This is a genomic window from Bacillus sp. FSL P2-0069 (assembly GCF_038593315.1).
Classification (GTDB): Bacteria; Bacillota; Bacilli; order Bacillales; family Bacillaceae; genus Bacillus; species Bacillus safensis.
In genome coordinates, this window is record NZ_CP151984.1 from 3,219,630 (window position 1) to 3,240,821 (window position 21,192).

General features: G+C 42.1%; 22 protein-coding genes. 9 read left to right on the top strand and 13 right to left on the bottom strand.

The genetic code is table 11. From position 1 onward, the window contains the following. Nucleotides 1-3: 3 nt before the first annotated feature. Nucleotides 4-621: a flavin reductase family protein gene (locus NSQ34_RS16500; protein WP_176967152.1), complete on the bottom strand. Its 618-nt coding sequence runs from the start codon at nucleotides 619-621 to the stop codon at nucleotides 4-6. Nucleotides 622-680: 59 nt separating this feature from the next. Beyond that, on the bottom strand, nucleotides 681-1,568 hold the full coding sequence (alsR, locus tag NSQ34_RS16505) for an acetoin biosynthesis transcriptional regulator AlsR (protein WP_065214863.1): 888 nt from the start codon (nucleotides 1,566-1,568) through the stop codon (nucleotides 681-683). A 150-nt stretch (nucleotides 1,569-1,718) separates the two neighbouring features. On the opposite strand from alsR, the gene alsS reads away from it, so the two are divergent. The 5 genes from alsS to NSQ34_RS16530 all read left to right on the top strand — a co-directional run bounded on the left by alsS (nucleotide 1,719) and on the right by NSQ34_RS16530 (nucleotide 5,988). Then, on the top strand, nucleotides 1,719-3,419 hold the full coding sequence (alsS, locus tag NSQ34_RS16510) for an acetolactate synthase AlsS (protein WP_081124939.1): 1,701 nt from the start codon (nucleotides 1,719-1,721) through the stop codon (nucleotides 3,417-3,419). Nucleotides 3,420-3,454: 35 nt separating this feature from the next. Next, entirely contained in the window at nucleotides 3,455-4,225 is a 771-nt protein-coding gene (gene budA, locus NSQ34_RS16515; RefSeq protein WP_034281185.1) for an acetolactate decarboxylase, read from the top strand. A 152-nt stretch (nucleotides 4,226-4,377) separates the two neighbouring features. Then, nucleotides 4,378-4,854 carry an Lrp/AsnC family transcriptional regulator gene (locus NSQ34_RS16520; protein WP_024426311.1) on the top strand — a complete coding sequence of 159 codons (477 nt, stop codon included), beginning with the start codon at nucleotides 4,378-4,380 and terminating at the stop codon, nucleotides 4,852-4,854. Nucleotides 4,855-4,870: 16 nt separating this feature from the next. Beyond that, nucleotides 4,871-5,452, top strand: coding sequence for a chromate transporter (locus NSQ34_RS16525; RefSeq protein ID WP_342495816.1), 582 nt, complete (start codon nucleotides 4,871-4,873; stop codon nucleotides 5,450-5,452). Further along, nucleotides 5,452-5,988 (top strand): chromate transporter, encoded by a 537-nt coding sequence (locus NSQ34_RS16530; RefSeq protein WP_070326273.1) that lies wholly within the window; start codon nucleotides 5,452-5,454, stop codon nucleotides 5,986-5,988. Before NSQ34_RS16525 ends, NSQ34_RS16530 begins: the two co-directional genes overlap by 1 nt. A gap of 33 nt (nucleotides 5,989-6,021) precedes the next feature. On the opposite strand, the gene NSQ34_RS16535 is transcribed toward NSQ34_RS16530, so the two are convergent. Continuing rightward, complete coding sequence (locus tag NSQ34_RS16535) at nucleotides 6,022-7,341, bottom strand: UDP-glucose/GDP-mannose dehydrogenase family protein (RefSeq protein WP_342500967.1); 1,320 nt, start codon at nucleotides 7,339-7,341, stop codon at nucleotides 6,022-6,024. A 116-nt stretch (nucleotides 7,342-7,457) separates the two neighbouring features. Next, nucleotides 7,458-7,601: a hypothetical protein gene (locus tag NSQ34_RS16540; RefSeq protein ID WP_003214884.1), complete on the bottom strand. Its 144-nt coding sequence runs from the start codon at nucleotides 7,599-7,601 to the stop codon at nucleotides 7,458-7,460. A 186-nt stretch (nucleotides 7,602-7,787) separates the two neighbouring features. On the opposite strand from NSQ34_RS16540, the gene NSQ34_RS16545 reads away from it, so the two are divergent. Both NSQ34_RS16545 and NSQ34_RS16550 read left to right on the top strand, forming a co-directional pair. Beyond that, on the top strand, nucleotides 7,788-9,395 hold the full coding sequence (locus NSQ34_RS16545; protein ID WP_342500968.1) for an SWIM zinc finger family protein: 1,608 nt from the start codon (nucleotides 7,788-7,790) through the stop codon (nucleotides 9,393-9,395). Then, nucleotides 9,382-12,159, top strand: a complete 2,778-nt coding sequence (locus NSQ34_RS16550) for a DEAD/DEAH box helicase (protein WP_111926848.1) — start codon at nucleotides 9,382-9,384, stop codon at nucleotides 12,157-12,159. Before NSQ34_RS16545 ends, NSQ34_RS16550 begins: the two co-directional genes overlap by 14 nt. A gap of 68 nt (nucleotides 12,160-12,227) precedes the next feature. Here NSQ34_RS16550 and NSQ34_RS16555 read toward each other — a convergent pair whose 3' ends face one another. From NSQ34_RS16555 to NSQ34_RS16565, 3 genes are all read right to left on the bottom strand, one after another. Continuing rightward, nucleotides 12,228-13,016, bottom strand: coding sequence for an STAS domain-containing protein (locus NSQ34_RS16555; RefSeq protein WP_034281190.1), 789 nt, complete (start codon nucleotides 13,014-13,016; stop codon nucleotides 12,228-12,230). 153 nt (nucleotides 13,017-13,169) lie between these two features. Further along, nucleotides 13,170-14,030: a Cof-type HAD-IIB family hydrolase gene (locus NSQ34_RS16560; RefSeq protein WP_220092503.1), complete on the bottom strand. Its 861-nt coding sequence runs from the start codon at nucleotides 14,028-14,030 to the stop codon at nucleotides 13,170-13,172. Between the two features lie 406 nt (nucleotides 14,031-14,436). Continuing rightward, a complete protein-coding gene (locus NSQ34_RS16565) occupies nucleotides 14,437-14,793 on the bottom strand; it encodes a hypothetical protein (protein WP_034281192.1) in 357 nt (118 codons plus the stop codon). Nucleotides 14,794-14,910: 117 nt separating this feature from the next. Between NSQ34_RS16565 and NSQ34_RS16570 the strand changes: the two genes are divergently transcribed. Continuing rightward, entirely contained in the window at nucleotides 14,911-15,321 is a 411-nt protein-coding gene (locus NSQ34_RS16570) for a YwpF-like family protein (protein ID WP_024423692.1), read from the top strand. 27 nt (nucleotides 15,322-15,348) lie between these two features. On the opposite strand, the gene mscL is transcribed toward NSQ34_RS16570, so the two are convergent. Together mscL and fabZ are read right to left on the bottom strand one after the other, a co-directional pair. Further along, a complete protein-coding gene (mscL, locus tag NSQ34_RS16575; protein WP_111926852.1) occupies nucleotides 15,349-15,744 on the bottom strand; it encodes a large conductance mechanosensitive channel protein MscL in 396 nt (131 codons plus the stop codon). 127 nt (nucleotides 15,745-15,871) lie between these two features. Further along, entirely contained in the window at nucleotides 15,872-16,306 is a 435-nt protein-coding gene (gene fabZ, locus NSQ34_RS16580; protein ID WP_012011512.1) for a 3-hydroxyacyl-ACP dehydratase FabZ, read from the bottom strand. Between the two features lie 219 nt (nucleotides 16,307-16,525). Here fabZ and NSQ34_RS16585 point away from each other — a divergent pair, with 219 nt between their 5' ends. Continuing rightward, the gene (locus NSQ34_RS16585) at nucleotides 16,526-17,581 is read left to right on the top strand and encodes a tetratricopeptide repeat protein (RefSeq protein ID WP_034281195.1); all 1,056 of its coding nucleotides are present in this window, start codon (nucleotides 16,526-16,528) and stop codon (nucleotides 17,579-17,581) included. 14 nt (nucleotides 17,582-17,595) lie between these two features. Here NSQ34_RS16585 and NSQ34_RS16590 read toward each other — a convergent pair whose 3' ends face one another. The 4 genes from NSQ34_RS16590 to spoIIID all read right to left on the bottom strand — a co-directional run bounded on the left by NSQ34_RS16590 (nucleotide 17,596) and on the right by spoIIID (nucleotide 20,873). Continuing rightward, nucleotides 17,596-18,414 (bottom strand): flagellar hook-basal body protein, encoded by an 819-nt coding sequence (locus NSQ34_RS16590; RefSeq protein ID WP_034281197.1) that lies wholly within the window; start codon nucleotides 18,412-18,414, stop codon nucleotides 17,596-17,598. A 30-nt stretch (nucleotides 18,415-18,444) separates the two neighbouring features. Beyond that, entirely contained in the window at nucleotides 18,445-19,284 is an 840-nt protein-coding gene (locus NSQ34_RS16595) for a flagellar hook-basal body protein (RefSeq protein ID WP_024426320.1), read from the bottom strand. 124 nt (nucleotides 19,285-19,408) lie between these two features. Continuing rightward, nucleotides 19,409-20,410 (bottom strand): cell shape-determining protein Mbl, encoded by a 1,002-nt coding sequence (gene mbl, locus NSQ34_RS16600; protein ID WP_007497573.1) that lies wholly within the window; start codon nucleotides 20,408-20,410, stop codon nucleotides 19,409-19,411. A 184-nt stretch (nucleotides 20,411-20,594) separates the two neighbouring features. Further along, entirely contained in the window at nucleotides 20,595-20,873 is a 279-nt protein-coding gene (gene spoIIID / locus NSQ34_RS16605) for a sporulation transcriptional regulator SpoIIID (protein WP_008343327.1), read from the bottom strand. Between the last annotated feature and the right edge of the window lie 319 nt (nucleotides 20,874-21,192).

Genomic DNA, 21,192 nt, shown 5'->3' on the forward strand with positions numbered 1-21,192 from the left:
CTATTACTGTGGTCTTTTCAGCACAAATGACGTGCCTAAATGGGCATAATCATTACCTGCTAGGCGAGCGACTGGTTTCAGTTCATTAGTAGAAACATAGCCTTTTTCTGCATCATAAACAGCCTCATCTAAATGTGCACATACAACCCGGCCAATGATATGATCAACTGTGATCTCCCCTTCATCATTTTGAAAGGTCAGATGTTTTTCCAGCTGACATTCAAAACGAATGCGTGCTTCCTTGATCCCCGGCACCGAAATGACATGACTCTCTGCTTGGTGAAGTCCGGTGCGATCCAGCTCACTCTCTTCCCGAGGCAATGTAGCAGCTGTTTCATTAATATCTTCTATCATGTCTTCATCACTCACATGGACGACAAACTCTTCCCTGTCAATGATATGCTGCGCAGTATCTTTCATCTGACCATCACGTCGTCCGATAGAAACCGCAATGAGCGGCGGGTGTCCGCTGATGACATTAAAGAAACTAAATGGTGCGGCATTGACGACATTTTCTTTAGATAGACTTGTAATAAATGCAATCGGTCTTGGAACGATAGATCCAGATAATAATTTATATGCCTCTTTTCGTGACAGCTGATCCAGTAGCAATGTAATCAATTCAGGTACGCCTCCTTTTAATGTAACGACATCATACCATAACCCTTTCTCTCTACCTCTTATTCCAGCTCGGTGCGATGCAGGATATGGTGGACCAGATGAAATAAAGCAGGATTATGATTTTCCCGTCTATAGGAAATCGTCCATTCCGCCAGAAGCTGTTCATCCTCAATGGAGCGATATACAACATCCAGATTAAATAAACGCCGGGCTGATTGTGGAATCACTGCAATACCGATCCCTGCTGTGACAAGGCCAATGATCATTTGATATTCCGCTGCTTCCTGCACGATATTTGGAGAAAATCCGTACTTTTCACATAGCAGGACAAAGTGCTGATAAAGAGACGGCCATGATTCCTGTGATAAAGAAATAATCGGTTCATGACGGATATCTTCAATCGCGACCGTCTCTTTTTTAGCCAATCGATGATTTTTTGGAATCGCAAAAATACATTCACTCTGCTTCATCAAACGACTGACTAATTCTTCATGCGGCGATGTAGGGTGTAAAAAACCGATATCAATCTCACCATTTAAAAGTGCCTCTAGCTGCTGCGGAACGGAAAGCTGCTGCAGCTCAATACTGACAGAGGGATACAGCTCCCTAAATTCACGTACAACGGGCGGCAGAATATCATATGTCGCAGTTCCAACAAAACCTATGATGATTTTCCCCAGCTCTCCTCTTGCTGTATGACGGGCATGATCAACGGCTTTATCAAGCTGCTGCAGCACTCCCCGAACCTCATGTAAAAAGACCTTTCCAGCTGCTGTTAGCTCCACCACCCGCTTCGACCGGTGAAATAAAGGAAAACCCAATTCTTCCTCAAACTGCTTAATTTGCTGACTAAGTGGAGGCTGTGTCATATTCAACCGCGCGGCTGCTCTGCCAAAATGCAGCTCCTCCGCTACTGTGACAAAATACTGCAAATGTCTCAGTTCCATCCTTTCACTCCTCACACACTTATTCGTGAAACATATCAAAACCACGTTAAACATATATTGGAAAATTTATTTTATGAAATGTATAGTAAATCATATCATGAAAATATATTTTCATAAAAAATTTTACTTGCCGAAAGGAGTGCGGGGTAAATGAAATCTCAAGCACAACCCCTAACAAGACGAGGAGCAGAGTTGATTGTTGATACGCTGATTGCTCAAGGTGTGACCCATGTTTTTGCGATTCCAGGTGCAAAAATTGACGCTGTATTTGATGTATTAAAAGACAGAGGTCCAGAGCTTGTCCTATGCAGACACGAACAAAATGCAGCCTTTATGGCAGCTGCTGTCGGACGTTTAACTGGCAAACCAGGTGTTTGTCTCGTCACATCAGGTCCTGGTGCATCTAATTTAGCAACAGGTCTATTAACAGCCAATACAGAAGGTGATCCTGTTGTCGCAATCGCTGGAAACGTCATTCGTGCAGATCGTCTGAAACGAACACATCAATCACTCGACAATGCGGCATTATTCAAACCAGTCACAAAATATAGCGTTGAAGTACAAGACGTAAACAATATACCAGAAGCATTAACAAATGCTTTTCGCGCGGCACAAAAAGGGCAGGCTGGAGCAGCATTTATCAGCTTTCCACAAGATGTCGTGACAGAACACACCACACAAACACCAGTGTCTGCTCACCCTTCTCCAGAATTAGGTCCTGCACCAGATGCTCTCATCAGTTCGGCTATCGCCAAAATTCAAAATGCACACTTACCTATTGCGATTGTGGGAATGAAAGCTAGTCGTCCAGCTGCTGCAAATGCCACAAGAGCATTATTAAAAACACTTGGTATCCCATTTGTTGAAACGTACCAAGGAGCCGGCGTTCTCTCAAGAGAGCTCGAGTCTCAATATGTAGGCAGAATCGGCTTATTCCGTAATCAGCCGGGTGATCTTCTCATTGAACATGCAGATGTCCTTTTGACCATTGGCTTTGATCCAATTGAATATGATCCGAAGCATTGGAATCTTCAGCCGCAGCAGCGTCAGATCATCCATGTTGATGATATGCAGGCAGATATTGACCATTTTTATGAGCCAGCGCTTGAGCTTATAGGCAATATTTCTGAAACCGTCAAACATCTAGCGCATGACAGTGTTCCCCTTTCTTTAAGCAAAGAGAACATAGAATTAGTCACTGAATTACAGGAGCTATTAAGCGACATCGAAAAGACACCAGAAAGAGAAAGTCATCGATCTCACCCACTGGATGTCATTCATACATTGAGACGTCTGATTCCTGATGACACGAAGGTCACGTGTGATATCGGATCTCACGCGATTTGGATGTCCCGTCACTTCCGCGTCTATGAACCGAACTCATTCCTGGTGAGTAACGGCATGCAAACATTAGGCGTCGCATTACCATGGGCAATTGCAGCTTCTATAATGAATCCAGATGAAAAGATTATCTCGGTCTCAGGTGATGGCGGTTTTCTCTTCTCCGCAATGGAGTTAGAAACAGCAGTCCGGAAGAAAACAAACCTCGTTCACCTTGTTTGGAACGACAGCACATACGACATGGTCGCGTTCCAGCAGGAAATGAAATATGACCGCACATCCTGCGTTGAATTCGGGCAGATCGATTTAGTGAAATATGCGGAAAGCTTTGGAGCAACTGGACTAAGGGTCAACTCACCTGAGGAGCTTTCAACCGTCCTTCAAAAGGGTATAAACATAGAAGGACCCGTGATTATTGATATTCCGATTGACTATCAAGACAACCCTGACCTCGCCAGTCAAAAATGGCCAGAAGTCTTTCGCAAAAAACATGCAATGAACGTCAGATAAGACTTCGATACATTACATTAAAGGAGTGAGCGGTTATGGGTATGATGCACCCAATGAATCAACAGAATGACACAAGACAGCATGACAAACAGCAAGAGGTCTATCAAGTATCGACAATGACCTCCCTGCTGGAAGCCGTATATGATGGAGATTTCTCCCTCGCACATATTCCTGAACACGGTGATTTTGGCATCGGTACATTCAATCAATTAGATGGAGAACTGATCGGCTTTGACGGCGCATTCTACCGGCTGCGCTCGGATGGAACAGCGACACCGGTCACCAATCAAGATTATTCACCATTCTGCTCTCTAGCATTCTTTGAAACAGATATCGTTCATCGAATTGATGCACCTATGACGTCCAAAGAACTTGAAGATGAAATCGACCGCATTTTACCAAGTAAGAATATCTTTTATGCGGTCCGCATTGATGGATCATTCAAAAAGGTTCAAACACGTACGGTTGAAAAACAGGAAAAACCTTACGTTCCGATGGTAGAAGCAGTCAAGTCTCAGCCTATTTTCGACTTTGAGGATATTCAAGGTACGATCGCAGGCTTCCGTACACCGCAGTACGCACACGGCATTGCGGTGAGTGGATATCATCTTCATTTTATTGATGAAGATCGAAGTGTTGGCGGACACGTATTTGATTACACCGTTGATCAAGTCACCATCCGCATTTCTCAAAAACGCCATATGAATTTACACCTGCCAAATACGCAGGAATTCTTCCAAGCAGACATTGATCGAGCTGATCTTGCACAGCAAATTGCCAGTGCAGAAAGCAGCCCAGATCAATAAATGAAGACACCCCGTTGATTCCGGGGTGTTTTTTTATGCACAAAGATGATTTCTTGCACGTGATGTTATCGTTTCGATAGCAAAATAGAAATTATCCAGTCTATTCGTAATAAAATATGATAGAATATCAACAGAAGAAAGGTGGTTATACGGTGTCAAAAGACTATAGCATTCCAAACCTAACATTAGACGAAAGAGATAAACAAATTCTATCCCTATTACACGAGGACGGGCGCATGTCTTATACAGATCTCGGCAAACAGGTCGGTCTGTCACGTGTAGCCGTACAAGCCCGCATTCAGCAGCTCATTGAAGCAGGGGTCATTGAACGATTCACCGCTGTAATTAACCCCGCGAAGGTTGGCATTCATGTCTCTGTCTTCTTTAATGTAGAGGTAGAGCCAAAATTTTTAGAAGCGGTTGCCCTTCAGCTTGAAAAGGAAACGGCTGTCACAAGTCTTTATCACATGACAGGACCAAGCAAGCTGCATATGCATGGCATTTTTCAACATGAACAGGAAATGGAGACTTTCCTGACAAAAAAGCTATACCCCTTAGAAGGCGTCGTCAGTGTGGACTGCCAAATGCTCATTAAACGATACAAAAGCCGCATGGGCATGAAATTGTAGACAGGAGTTGAACCACTTGCAATCATATATCGAACTCATTATCGCTATGGTGCGAACCGGGATTCTCGGTTTTGGCGGAGGCCCTTCCGTCATACCGCTTATTCGCCATGAAGCGGTGGTGAAATATCAATGGATCAACGATGACGAATTCGGAGAAACACTTGCCATCGCCAATGCCTTACCAGGCCCGATCGCAACAAAAATGTCAGCATACCTCGGCTATCGATTAAAGGGTGTATCTGGCGCAATTGTTGCCACAGCTACTCATATTTTACCTACTTGTCTCGCCATGGTAGCCCTTGTCACACTTGTCAGCGTCTTAAGCTCCTCACAAATCATTCAAAATATGATTGGCGCTGTGACCCCTGTCATAGCGGTTCTGTTAGGCCTCATGGCATATGAATTTGGACAAAAAACGCTGAAAGGATTCGGCATGATCTTCGGGATCGCTCTATTCCTTCTTGCCTTTATTGGACTGCAAGTACTGTCCATTCATCCAGGAATCATTGTGATGATCTTTTTATTTTATGGCGCTTTTCATTTTAAACTGAAAAATCATTGGAATCGGCCAAATAAAGAGAAAGGAGTGTCTTCATGATCCTGATTCTCTTTTTATTCTGGGCATTCTTTTTATCCAATCTATTAGGATATGGCGGTGGGCCTGCATCAATCCCGCTCAATTATGAAGAAATCGTCAATCATTTTCATTGGATGACGAACGAAGGATTCTCCAATATGCTGGCTTTAGCCAATGCACTGCCGGGGCCAATCGCTACGAAGATTGCAGCATATGTCGGTTATGACGTCATGGGCTGGCCAGGCTTTATCGTGGCACTGCTTGCCACTGTACTGCCGTCTGCTGTTGGGCTGATTTTATTGCTCAAGCTGATTGACCGTTTTCGTCAATCTCCCGTCGTAAAAGGCATGACCTTATCCGTTCAGCCCGTCATTGCGATGATGATGCTTTTATTAACATGGGAAATCGGCGGAGATGCAGTGAAAGCCATCGGCTGGACGCAATCGCTCGCCATTGCCGCGGTCTCCTTTTTCTTCATGACCAAATTCAAGCTGCACCCTGCCTTTCTGATTGTGGCTGCTTTCTTATATGGCGGATTCATTCTGCCGCATTCATAAAAACCGATAACATTCACTGTTATCGGTTTTCTTTTACATATAAATTGGAGAAACTGATCTGCGCCCAATCGAATGATACTCGACCCCAGCTTGTTCTGCCGCTTCAAGTGTATGACAGTTTCGTCCATCGAAAATAAGCGGCCGCTTCATCCATTTCTTATAGGAAGCAAGTGGAAACGACTGAATATCCGCCCACTCTGTTAATAGACAGACCGCATCAGCATCCTTGATCGCTTCTTCAATCGTTTGAGCAAATAATACTTGATCCGGCAGCTCGCGAGCTGCATGCCTGGCAGCAACAGGATCATATGCCACAAGCTCCGCACCTAATTGATGGAGCTCATGAGCGATCGGAATAGATGGTGCCTCCCTCATATCGTCTGTATTCGGTTTAAAGGACAGACCAAGAAGCGCAATTCGCTTCCCTTCAAGAGCTGCCCCCAGCCGATCCTGAATATTTCGGATAAAACCTGCCCGCTGCTCATTATTTACTTTGATGACAGCCTTTAGCAGCTCAAAATCATGGGACACATGCCCTGCAATTTGGACAAGTGCATTTGTATCCTTTGGAAAACAAGAACCACCGTAGCCAATGCCCGCTCTGAGAAAGGACGAACCGATCCGCTGATCAAGCCCCATTCCCTGCGCCACCCATTCAACATCAGCCCCTGTTTTTTCACAAATGGAGGCAATCTCATTCATAAAGCTGATTTTTGTCGCAAGAAATGCATTTGATGCATACTTGATCATTTCAGCACTTTTACGGTCTGTTTTGACCATTGGAAGGTGGAAATCAGCATACATCTCCTCCAGCTGATCTAATACGACTTTTGTTTCAGCTCCAATCACAAGCCGGTCCGCCCTCAATGTATCTGAAATGGCAGAGCCTTCCCGTAAAAATTCTGGGTTAGATGCAATCGCTAGCGGCTCCTTCCGTCCTAATTCTTGATGGATCAACTGATCGATTTGATCACCCGTTCCAACAGGCACCGTACTTTTCACCACAAGGATCGCCCCTGACTTTGCTTTTATCCCCATCTCTTTTGCAGCCTGAAACACATACTGTAAATCAGCTTGGCCATCTGCCTGCTGCGGGGTGCCGACTGCAATCATTAACACATCTGCCCGCGGGTAGACTTCCGCTCCATTTATGTGAAAATGAATTCGTCCCTGCTCAAGATTGCGTTTCAATAGCTCTTTTAACCCTGGCTCATACATTGGGGGATTTCCTTGTTTCAGCTGCATGACCTTTCGGCGGTCAATATCAATACACGTGACATCATGTCCTGCCTCCGCTAAACACACACCTGTCACAAGCCCCACATACCCACAGCTTGCAATCGCAATATTCATGACACCATCAGCTCCCCATACTCCTTATGCTTGTAATGATATCGTATGCTGGGGGCGTTCATTCCATTCTTAAAAGCATACAAAAACCCCCTGCCATCACTAGCAGGGGGTCACTTTTATGAAACAAGACCATTTCGAATATGAGCAATCAGATTTTCAAGCATTTCTTTTGTTGTGACATCATTTGAATTTTCACCAATATCATGAGCGTACATCAAAATCTTTAAAAACTCTTCTTGATTTAAACCCTTATTATCCATGTCTGTATCCTTTCGATTCCACTAATTTCATTATTATATGCTGTAAGGTTGGTTTATGCAATACTCTATTACATCATTCGACAGCTTTTGAAATTTATGACCATTTTCATGAAAAACTTTTTTATGAATCCCCATTGAGCTATAATAAAAGAATTGGAATCTTTTACTTGGTTAGGAGCGGATCAAATGCTTCAGCACAACATCAACGAAGAAGAAATCAAACAAACTGCCGAACAGATCAAAGAACTTCTTCCTGCAACAGATGAGAACAAACAACTCATCAAAAAAGCATTGATTACTTATAGACAGGACAGCGTATATCGGCTCAAGCAAGAGTCTGATACTGAATGGTCAGCTTATGTACATGACGTCGTGGCAGCAAAGGTCCACCTTCATGTGCTGTTTCCTGTGAGAAGCAGCTGCTCATGTCCAGCAGATGGACTTTGCAAACACATTCTTGCTGTCTTCTTTTCGCTATACGCTCAAGTAGAGAGTGTGACCGGATTTACAGAAAATTGGTCAGAAAAAGATGAATTACAGCGCAGCAAAGAACTGATTCGCCAGCACTTCCAACTGAAGCGCCCAGACGAACAATCACTCCAAAGCTGGCTGACTTTTTTCCAAGAGGAATTTAACCTCTGGCTGAAACGGACACCGAAGCATCAGCAAACACCGCAGCATTTGTATTACGGCTATTTATCGATCCTAAAAAAACACGCACCTGCTTCACCTGAATTCAAGAGCTTGTATGCGATTCATACGTCGATCGATGTATGGCTGAGGCTTCATGAACTCATCGACCTCGGCCGGCTTGATGCCGAAAAGGACTTTTATTCCATGAATCCATATGTAGAACAGCTCATGAACACCATTTTCGATTCAGTGGATCATTTGAAGACATACGCCCTTTCCTTTTCCCTCGATCCGTTTCTTGAAAACACACCAACTGCCGTTCGCACACTTCTTCAAATCAATGGACCTTTCCAGCATGAACGAGTAGCGGTCTTTATGGAGATTTGGGGCACCATATTAAATAGAGGGAAATGGGTCAAAAAAGAAACAGAATTACTCAAGAACGCCCAGAAGAAAGAACAAACGGTTGAACGTACCATCGGCCTGATGCACATGGATTATTTACTGAAAGAAGACGAAAGCCTCTTTCAGCAATTACAGCTGCTCAATGCGGATATGCTGCCAAATGTGCTTAATTGGCTGAAGGATCTTACAAACCGAAAGGACTGGAAGCGCCTCAAGCTCTGGTATCATGAAATCACCTATATATTAGAGGAATATTGCCAGCTCGACCTTTCCTATAGAGAACTGCGGGGAGCCGTCAGTGATTTCTTCTTTTATTTAGATGCATACTTTAAGCAGACGAAGGATCATCATTTATATGAACGCTACCTACAAATCTGTATGCCCTATGCGTTTACAGAATACAGTCAGCTCTTGTATGCACAGCAGCGTTATGCGGAATGGATTGAGATTCACAGCCTTGTTGGTTTCTCCATTAGTGAACTGGAGAAGGATTTGATCAAACAGATTGCAAAAGAGGAGCCGGAAGCCCTCATTCCATCGTACCACCGTGAAATCTCACTGCTCCTCGATCAAAAGAATCGAAGTGCTTATCGAGAGTCTGTAAAAATGCTGAAGAAACTGCGCACGCTTTATCATAAAACGAAAAAAACCGCGATCTGGGAAAGGTATGTAAAGCAGCTGCAAGATTCAACAAAACGGCTGCGTGCGTTCCAAGAGGAAATGAAGAAAGGAAAATTGATTGATGACACGCCATAAACAAATTGTCATTCATGCAGAACAAACTGAAGATTTCTCTTTCACCATTTCAGCGCAAGCAGAGGACGGACACCCTGTTCCGCTTAATGAAATGAAGAGGCAGCTTTTCCAATGGCACGAATCTTCTTTCTACGGAACATTCTTAGAAGATGTCAGCTTTATCGGCACACCTGCCTTCCTGTTAAGCCCTTGGATGACCGTTGAATTGCTGGGAAAAAATTCATTTAATACGTTTAGTCATGTGACATTAACGGATGAAACGGAACCACTGATGAAGACTGCCTCCACCATTTACGAATTCATTGAGGACGAAGATTTCGTTCCCGATTATGAGGCTTGGACAAAAGGCGAACTTCGGTTTAAAGATAAAGAAGGCCTATTAGATGGCTATACGGCTGATTGGTTCTCCTTTGCTGTACAGGATTACATTCAATATGATGATGCCTTGCAGCACAAATGGAACCGCATGACCGCACAATCGCCTGCGCTCTCATCCTTCCAAGGACATTTTCTAGATGAGCAGGATTTCTTGGAGACGATTGGCTGGATTGATGACGAGACGCCGTTCACTGTCGGCTTGCGCTTAAACGAGCCGGATTTTGACGGAGATGATTGGAAAATCGAATTGTTTTTGCGGGACAAGAAAAACAGTGACCTTCACTTTTTTGAAGGCATTCGTTCATTGAAAAGGTCTTGGCATCCATATCAAGATAAAATTTCAAGAGAGCTGGAACGATTCAGTCAAATCGTCCCTTGGCTTTCTTTCACATCTGGCACCACACTCATGTCAGAAGAAGAAGCGTGGCTCTTCCTATCTGAAGCAAGTGAAACACTTGTCAATATGGGCATTGAGATTCTGCTCCCATCATGGTGGCAAATTGTCAAAGACAGCACGATGATGTTAAAAGCAAGGATTTCTTCTACACCGCGAGGCGAATCGCATGTCGGAATGGACGCATTAATGGACTTTAATTGGCGCTTCGCTACAAACGGGATTGAACTGACAGAAGATGAGTTCAACGAGCTTGTCCAAAGCAAACGACGCCTTGTCAACATTCGAGGACAATGGATCAAAATAGACCCGACCTTCATTCAGCAAATGAAAAAGTGGATGGAGCGTGCCGAAAATGAAGGACTTCACATGTCTGATATTTTGTCACGCGAACTGGCAGATCAAGAAGCTTCCTCTGAATCGATTCCAGAGCTTCTAGACAGTTCAGCATTTGCCCATATTCAATTTGAACTTTCATCGCAATTAAGAGGGCTTGTCCACCAATTAAATGATACGCACGAGCTGCCTTCATACGAAATGAGTGAGTCCTTCAAAGGCACACTGCGTCCGTATCAGCAGCATGGCGTGAATTGGCTTTTATTTTTAAGATCTCATGGATTTGGAGCTTGTTTAGCAGATGATATGGGACTTGGAAAAACGATTCAAATGATCGCGTATTTCACGTATTTGAAGGAGCAGGAGCAAAATGCCGCTCCATCTCTCATCATTGCGCCGACCTCTGTTTTAGGAAACTGGCAGCGAGAGCTTGAAACATTCGCACCACATTTGAAGGTTGCCCTCCATTATGGGCCATCGCGTCCACAGGGAGAGGACTTCACAAAAGCATACGAGTCAACAGATATTGTTCTGACGTCCTATGGACTCTCACATTCTGATCGTGATGAGTTAACGGCAGCAAAGTGGAATACCATTTGCTTAGACGAAGCCCAAAACATCAAGAACGCCCATACGAAACAATCGAGAGCGATTAGGCAGCTCAAAGGACAGCATCACATTGCCCTCAGCGGGACACCAATGGAAAACCGTTTGACAGAGCTTTGGTCCATATTCGACTTCGTCAACAAAGGATATCTCGGCAGCCTGACCAGCTTCCATAAAAAGTTCGTCCTTCCGATTGAAAAAGACCGTGAAGAAAAAAGGATTGAACAGCTCCAGCAGCTGATCAAACCATTTTTATTAAGACGAACAAAACAAGATGAAGAGGTTGCCCTGAACCTGCCTGAGAAACTCGAAGAAAAAGAATTCATTCCGCTCTCCGCTGAGCAGGCGTCTTTATATGAACAGCTCGTGAAAGATACCTTTGAACATATGGCATCATTAACAGGGATGCAGCGAAAAGCCATTATTTTAAGTATGCTTGGCAGACTCAAACAGATTTGTGATCACCCTGCGCTCTATTTAAAAGAGCGTGGAACAGATGTGAAACTGCTGAAACGTTCGTTAAAAATGGATAAACTCGCAGAGCTGTTAAAAGCGATACATGAGCAAGGAGAAAGCTGCCTCATCTTTACGCAGTATATTGAAATGGGCAACATGATCAAGCAGCTGGCAGAAAAGATGTTTGGAGAACCAGTCCAATTTTTAAATGGCAGTCTCTCAAAACAGGAGCGGGACAAAATGGTGGACCGCTTTCAGAAGAAAGAATTCAATATCTTAATTCTCTCTTTAAAGGCAGGAGGAACAGGACTCAACCTAACCGCCGCAAACCATGTCATTCACTACGATAGATGGTGGAATCCTGCTGTGGAAAACCAAGCGACAGACCGAGCTTATCGGATTGGACAAAAACGTTTTGTTCACGTCCATAAGATGATCACAACGGGCACAATCGAGGAAAAAATCGATCAAATGCTCGAAACAAAACAAACATTAAATGATCAAATTATCCAAAGCGAGAGCTGGATTACAGAGCTATCGACAAACGAACTAGAAGACTTATTTACCTTAAGTGCCGCCGCTCAATCATCTTAATCACAGCAAAAAGAGGACTTTTCATTAATCTTGAGAAAAGTCCTCTTTTTCATTTCATATAACGTACGCTAAATGTTCAGTTTTTTCAATGCAGATTTCACATTCATATACGTATTTAATTCACGGAAGTCCTCTCTCATTTCTCCCATCTTCATTGCAAGATTCGGTTTAATTCCTGTCACAATGAGTTCAGTACCCGTCATTAAAATCAAATCATTCAGCTTAAAGATCGCATCTGCCACAAATGAATCCACTGCTAATAATCCGGACAGATCGACAATAAAATAATCATCCTTGGATTGAGAGATATAGGTGGAGACCGTTGAAATGATCTTATCAAATCTAGGCGCTGTTAACGTACCAATGATCGGTAACACAGAGATACCATCTTTCACAGGAACGATTGGGACCGAAATATTCAGCACTTCATCAATTGATTGCTCAAGAAGCTCCTGCTGTTCCTTCTCTTTCGTGACATCCTTTTGCAGACCAACGAAATAAAGACGTTTTCCTTCCTTTTCGTCAATCCAAAGAGGAGCGACACTTAACTCGTTCCAAAACATTTGTCCAGATTTTTTATAATTTTTCAGCTGAACCGTGACAGCCTCTTTGTTCTCAATGGCTGTTCTAATTTGTTTGAGAGCGATTTGCTCAGTTTCATCTCCCTGAAGGAAACGACAATTCCTCCCCAATACTTCGGTTTCTTGATAGCCTGTCATATCTAAAAAGCCCTTGTTCACATATATTAAAGGATTATCAGGTAAAGACGGGTCCGTCACCGTCAGGCCAACCTGAGTATAGTCCAAGGCTTCCTTGATTAAATGCAGATTTTCGGACTTATAAGATTCCAGCGCCATTCGTTTACTCTCCTTATTTTCCTTACAAGCGGGTTATATTCATAATTAAATTATATGATGTTCCACATCATGTGTAAATAGAAGTGGTTCTGAATTCCTCTTTTGTAGAATGCGCTTCATCCTATGTGATTTATACCACGACATCTGATTCATCTATTTCAAAAGGTGACGGATCATATGCGCGACACCATGTTCATCATTTGATAACGTCACGTGATCAGCGATTTCTTTTATATCCTGTCTCGCATTCCCCATTGCAACCCCAACACCAGCAGCTCGAAGCATCGATTCATCATTTAAGCTGTCCCCTACAGCCGCTGCCCTACTTAAAGGAATACCTAGTCTTTCTGCCAGCCTTGTTAATGCCTGCCCTTTAGACGCGTCCTTTGAACCAATTTCAAAGTTATGATCAGCCGAACTGACCAATGTTACATCTGAATCATCACCAAACATCTCCCATCCAGCTTTCAATCTGTCCTGAAAGAAAGAAAAACCTAAGATATTGTAAAATGAAAGCTTTCGATCCTCACGAAACAATTCTTTATATGTATCAATATAAGAAAAACCCGACTGGCTGTATTGAACTTCTGCCGCTTGTTTTAAGACATTTTGATCCGTTTCTGGATTTGCACTTTTTAAACGGTCCATTTCAATCGCAAGAAGCTCTCTGCCACGATTTGGTGTGAAAATGGCTTCGTTTGTAAAGACTTCATAATAATAATCACGTTCTTCAAGCCATGACAATATGTGTTTAGCCTTTTCTTCTTGTAAAGCAGCTGAATGGTACACTTGTCCAGTTGGATCATGAATCACAGCTCCATTGGCACTAATCACCCATGTATTCATACCAAGCTGGTCAAAAATAGACCTCACATCAAAATACGCTCTCCCTGTTGACACGACAACCTCAATTCCATTCGCAGCTGCTTCCTTTAATGCCTGCTCGTTTTCCTTACTCACTTTGTGTTCACTGTTCAATAAAGTTCCATCTAAATCCGTTGCGATTAATTGAATGTTTGTCATCGTTCTCTCCTTTTTGTCTTTATTTTCAACCGACATACCGTTAACAAAATCCATCATCATTATGAAATGAGTATCCACTATTTGCAAGAGCTGATCGGTTAAACAGTGAATAAAAGGGTATCCGGCCACGCAAATATGACCGGATACACACAAAGGGGATTCACAAGGGGACACATGACCTATACAAAGAAGCATTGGTTCTATATTACGCAGTGTTCATATGAACAAGGCAGCATCTATCAGCTTTAGCTAGAGGGGGGCTGTCAGATGATAGACATTACCTTTTGATTCGGGACTTGCCTCCTTTCCTTTCAGCTACCCCTAGTCTACGGAGAAAGGCCGTATGTGACAAAACAGGAAAATAGCAAAATAGGCCTTCAAATTCTCTATATCCTCATTAATTTCTGTTTTTTACCGCTTGCGTATAAAACATCATCTTGTTTTGTTTGATAAAATACTTATTTTTCATAAATTGATAAAAAATATCTGAATGAATCCAATTACTAGAAGGCATGTGAATATAATCAGATCCATCCCACGCAAACCAATAAAAACAAAGCCGGCCATCATGAACCGACAACTGAAACTCAAAACAGTCCATTTGATCCTCGGTGACATATTGAAACGTGAGTGACTCTCCTTCTTCCATATACACATCACAAAATGAAAGAATATCTCCCCACGAATAAACACGTATATCACTCTTTGCCTTGTCGTCGCCAATATGAATGTTTCTCAATTGATAGGACTCCATAAAACATCTCCTTTCACTCATGTGCAGCTAGTTCTAAGCAGGCAGCGGTTTCATTTATACAGATGTTGTATGCTATAATAATACTTACGAATAATGAACGCTTGTGAGGTGATAAATATGAAAACCTTTAGGCTGATTGATTTAAAAATTGAACTTGATCCACAGCAAGATAAAATGTCCAGCATTCCCCTTCGTGACGGTTTAATCATTAATAAAGAAGACGGTGAAAATCACTGGATGATCGAGGCACTCATTCCAAAGAAACATAGACAGGTGTTTGAGGTACTCTTTCAGCAGCACACAGAAGTGAAGATTCTTGTAACGATCACTAAAGAAAACAACCGCCCTGTTCATCTATCTGTCCAAGTCAAAAACATCGTTGCCTTAGAAGAAAACATTTCTGTGTTACTCGATGGTAAAATGATTACAAATCGTTACAGAACAGAAACTGAAGAAGTATTAAAAGACCTCGTCAAAGAGGGGCTGTCAGGAGAAAAACTACTGGATGCTTTTAAACAAAACACATAAAAAAGAGCGGGATCAGCCGCTCTTTTTCTATTGCACATCTTTAGACTGGCTTTGATTTTTCAATAAATCTCTAATTTCAGTTAGCAAAACTTCCGTTTGATCCGGCGTTTCCACAACCTCTTTTTCCTCAACCTTTTTACGTTTTAACTTATTCAAATAACGAATAAAGATAAAAATGGAAAACGAGATAATTAAGAAATCAACCACTGTTTGAATAAAGTTCCCATATAAAATTTGAGCGGCTCCGATTTTAATGGATAAACCGCTAAAATCATGCCCTCCAATAATAATACCGACAAGCGGCATGATTAAATCATTCACAAGAGAAGTGACAATTTTGCCAAATGCTCCCCCAATGATGACACCTACAGCCAAGTCAATGACATTGCCCTTGACGGCAAACTCTCTAAATTCTTTCAGCATCCTTTATCACCTTCATCTTTTTTTGTCTAATATGACGTTTTTTTGTCAAAATTGCAAGTCCTTATCCGTTCTAACTGAACGTTTCTAAATAAAAAAGCGATTCATGCTTGATGAACCGCCAGAAAAATCATGATACTTTAGGACCAATAGAAAATGTCAGTTCTGCTTCACATGCAACCTCGCCATCTACCGTCGCTACTGCTTTTCCTTTTGCAACCGGCCCGCGGAGGCGCGTCACTTCAACCTCTAAACGAAGCTGGTCTCCAGGCTTGACCTGTCTTTTGAAGCGGCATCCGTCAATCCCTGCAAACAAACCGATTTTTCCTTTGTTTTCTTCCTTGCCTAACATAATCACACCAAAAACCTGTGCGAGTGCTTCTACTATAAGCACACCAGGCATGACTGGGTAACCAGGGAAATGGCCATTAAAAAATTCTTCATTCACTGTAACATTTTTAATTCCAACCGCTCTTTTTTCTCCCTCAACCTCTAAAATACGGTCGACCAATAAGAATGGATAACGGTGTGGAATAATGTCTTGAATTTGCTGAGCATCAAGCATATCTTGATCTCTCCTTCTTTTCTATATCGCTGATCTTCATTTGATTCCTATAGAAGTATATTATGAATGCTGGCATTTTTCAATATTCGCCTTATACATATGGTAAAAAATAGAATCTATCATTACCAATTGTCATCAAATATAATCCACACTACACTCAATGTTTTTTCACAAATATGGTAATATATATTACATCATTGATTGAATAAGAGGGTAAAAATGAATTTTATGAGCGATAAATCCGTAAAAAAACTTCTCCATTCCTGGTATACAATGCTAAAGCATCGACATTTTTCGAAGGCTGAAGAAATCAAAAAAACACTGCTAAAATATAAACGGAAATTATCAAAAAAACAAGAACTCTATTTCCATTATCAGTTGATGCTTTTCCGTCACCAGCTCTGGATGAATCAGACAGAGGACTTAGAAAAACTCAAACATGAACTGCTGCCCCACAAAGATGAAATGAACGAAGAACTGCAATATTATTTTTATTTCTTTCTCGGATTATATGAATCTTTAAAAAGTGATCAAAATGATGCGATTCATTATCTCGAAAAGGCTGAGGAACGACTGCCATTACTTAACGATGAGCTGGAGGAAGCAGAGTTCCATTTCCGTACAAGCGGTGTTTATTATAACAACCGTTACTCGTTGTTATCGATTCGTCATGTTCAAAAAGCCATGGATATTTTTGCAAAGCACGGTGATATCCATAGCATCTATCGGTGTAAAATTGTGCTCGCTCTCAACTATAGCGACCAAAAAAAATATAAGGAAGCGGAAGATATTTTCATTGAAATTATTGATTACGTGAAAAAGATTGATGATCAAGAGCTGCTCGGTATCGTTTATTATGATGCTGGCTTTATTCAGTCAAGACAAAACCGTCATAAGGAAGCGCTGGAATACTTCAAAAAAGCGCTTCGTCTTCCAGCATACCGAAAGTCAGCACACTCCTATGTATCGTGCCTATACGAAACTGTGCGTTCCTGTTTTAAAGAAAATTTAACCGATGAAGGGATGAAGTATATTCAAAAAGGTCTGAAAGAAGCTGTTGCTTCCCAGTTTGATATATTAAGAATGAAGTTTCAAATCTTATCTCTTCTCTACAGCCAAACGCCAAAGGCAGATGAGCAGATCGCCACGCTCGTCACATGTCTTGAACGAAAAGAAGCCTGGATTGATCTTGAGGATCTTCTTGCTGATGTCTCAGATTTTTATAAAAAAAAGGGCGACTTTGAGCGAGCCGCCTTTTTTATCATGAGAGGCTGATACCAGCCTGCTGATTATCGAATTGTATTAATTAATCCCAGCATTTGATCGCCCATCGTAATTGTTCTTGAATTCATCTGATAGGAACGCTGTGTTGTCATGAGGTCTGTTAATTCTTTCGACATGTCCACATTTGATGTTTCCAGTGCACCTTGCTGAAGCTGAATCGCCTCTCGGTTTGCTCCATTTAGTGCTGTTAATGCACCTTGATAGGTTCCATCGACTGAGAACAAATTATCTCCTTCAGAGACAAGTGCTGACGAATTATTGACTTGTACAACGCCCAGATTCACTTGCTGATTGGGTTGATTGTCTCTTGAAATCGCCGTAAGCCGCCCATTTTTATCGATTGAAATATCACGGAAATTTGCATTTAAGACGATTGCATTTCCGTTTTCATCAAGAATCGGATAGCCTTCGCTCGTGACAAGCTGCACTTGATTACGATTATTGCCCGGCTGCAAGTAAAGTGAACCATCTCTTGTATAACGGATATTACCGCCGGCGTTGACCTGCAAATACTGCGACGGCGCTCCGAAGGCAACATCAAGATCACGTCCTGTTTCTTTAATAGAGCCTTGCAGCGAGTTAATGGAGGCATTAACCATTGTCCCCGTGCCAAGCCTTAACCCAGCAGGTGTCAGACGACTGTTTGCCACCTGCTCATTTTTTTCATCTACCTGATTAAACTGCTGTCTGATCAGCTCTGAGAAACGGGTGTTTTTCGCGCGGTACCCTGTTGTTTCACTGTTCGCGATGTTGTTGCTGATGATGTCAAGCTGCTTTTGCACTTCATTCATCGATACAGCTGCGTTTATCATCGTTCTAAGCATGAGAATCCTCCTTTCTTTTTCATTTCTTGATTAGTACACTCTGCCAATTTCATTCACTGCTTTTTCTAAGCTTTTATCATACGCCTGAACCACTTTTTGATTTGTTTCAAATGCTCGGTAAGCCGTTGTCATATCTGTATATGATTTCGTCACATCCACGTTCGAAAGCTCCGATACGCCTTGGCTTAACGTATAGGACATTTGACCGTTATTGACTGCACTTGGCAGGGGCTGGTTATCAGCTGTACGGTATAAATCATTTCCTTCACGCGCTAGGTTTCTTGTATCCATCGCAACACGTACATCGATTTGACCAAGATTTTGCCCATTTTCAGACACAGTACCATCTGCATTCACTTTGAAATTCTCACTCTGAACCGTAATCGGCTGGCCCGTCACGGAAAGAAGAGCGCGGCCATTAATCGTCAATTGTTTTTGTGCGTTCAATGTAATGGAGCTGCTTTTCGTATAACGAACGCCTTCTGGTGTGTTGACCGCATAAAATAGCGCTGATTTCTGATTGGTCTCCGGATTGATCGGCACATTATTTTCAACTAGTGCTACATCTGTTGTTTGATCTGTTGTTTTTAAAGTTCCCTGTGTAAATTGAGGGATTAATTCCTGCATATATGTCCCAGTATTGATTCCACCAATCGGCGATTGCAGTGGAACGCTAAAGCCTTTGCCTGAGGATGTTTGGAAACGTCCTGATTCCATTCGGCTCAGCAGCATTTCTGGAAATGCACGCATTGCCCCTTCATCCGCTTTATAGCCTGGGGTATTCGCATTTGCGATATTATTTGAAAGCATTTCTGTCCGCCGCTCTTGAGCGATCATGGCAGATGTTGCGGTGTATAGTCCTTTTAACACGTGCTCACCTCATTCAAATTCTTTCACATGACCTAAACACAATCTTCTATGAAATATATCGGCTGATTAGCAGGGTTCTTTAATAAAAATCCCCCATTCTTTCTAAAAAGAATGAGGGAAATCATTAGCTGAGTTTACGCTTTGGCAGCTTGTCCATATTATCAAGCATCACGCCAGTACCAACTGCTACACAGTCCATTGGATTTTCAGCAACGAAAACTGGTACTTTCAGCTCTTCTGCAAGCAATTGATCAAGCCCGTTTAGAAGAGCTCCGCCACCTGTAATGATGACGCCGCGATCGATAATATCAGCTGATAATTCAGGCGGTGTTCTTTCAAGAACTTGTTTCGCAGCCTGAACAATCGCAGATACAGATTCACGCAATGCTTCTTCTACTTCTTTGCTTGTGACGGTAATCGTTCTTGGTAATCCTGTCACCATGTCTCGTCCACGAATCGAAATCTCTTCGTGACGTGCGTCTGGGAATACCGTTGCAACTTGGATCTTGATATCCTCAGCCGTGCGCTCACCGATCAACAGCTTGTACTCTTTTTTAATGTAGTTTAGAATTTCCAGATCAAATTTGTCTCCAGCCATTTTAATAGAAGAGGCGGTTACAATGTCACCCATTGAGATGACAGCGATATCTGTCGTTCCGCCTCCAATATCTACGACCATGTTTCCACTTGGCTGAAAAATATCCATACCAGCACCAATCGCTGCTACTTTTGGCTCTTCTTCAAGAAATACATGCTTACCACCGCTTTTTTCAGCAGCTTCTTTGATCGCCTTCTGCTCAACAGATGTAATATTTGTCGGGCAGCAGATGAGCATACGCGGCTTAGAGAACAGCCCTTTCACATTTAATTTGTTAATAAAATGCTTGAGCATCGCTTCAGTTACTTCAAAATCAGCGATTACGCCGTCTTTTAATGGACGAATCGCAACAATATTCCCAGGCGTACGTCCAACCATACGTCTAGCCTCTTCTCCAACAGCCAAAACTTTTCCGCTGTTTTTGTCAAGAGCTACCACAGATGGTTCATTTAACACAATTCCTTTTCCTTTGACATGAATCAGTACATTGGCAGTACCAAGATCAATTCCAATATCCCTAGCAAACATCTATATATATCCTCCTTGAAAATCTGTTTCCATAGCAAATACCACATTCTGCCCTAATTATATATTCTATCATAATTTGCAGAAAAAAAGATATTTCTTTACAAAAGTCTTTACAAAATTTGTGGTTAGAAACTACCGATATGAGGAAGATATATATATCATGTTTATGAACAAAGAACTAAGCTTACTGTTTCACAGGTTCGCCTTCTAAAATTTCTTCTTTTTTATACTTTAACTTGGTGGCTTCTCCTCCTCGCAAGTGGCGGATTGATTTATGATAATCCAGTATCTCCTTTACTTCATTAGCCAGATCTGGATTAATTTCTGGCAGTCTTTCTGTTAGATCCTTGTGTACAGTACTTTTAGAGACTCCAAATTCTTTCGCAATAACACGAACGGTTTTCTTTGTCTCCACGATATACTTTCCTATCTTGATTGTTCGCTCTTTGATGTAATCGTGCACACCACTCGACCTCCCTAAAATGGATGTGAGAAGTGTGAAATGAGATCCGTATGAAGATTATCCATTTTCAGCGGCGCTTGTTCGTCGTAATTTCTCATCCATTAGGTAGTAAATGCCAAACACGATCCCTCACCTCAAACACTCTCTTTGTCAGGTTTGTAACAGTGTATTAGCATTGAATAGGGAATATGCTAAAAATGAAGATGGGACAAGGGATTTATCAGAAAAGGCAAAACAAAAAATCATTTCGGGGCGCGAAAATTTTCACTTTACAAGAAAGAGTTCAGCACGTAAAATAGAAAAGGTGAATTTATTTACC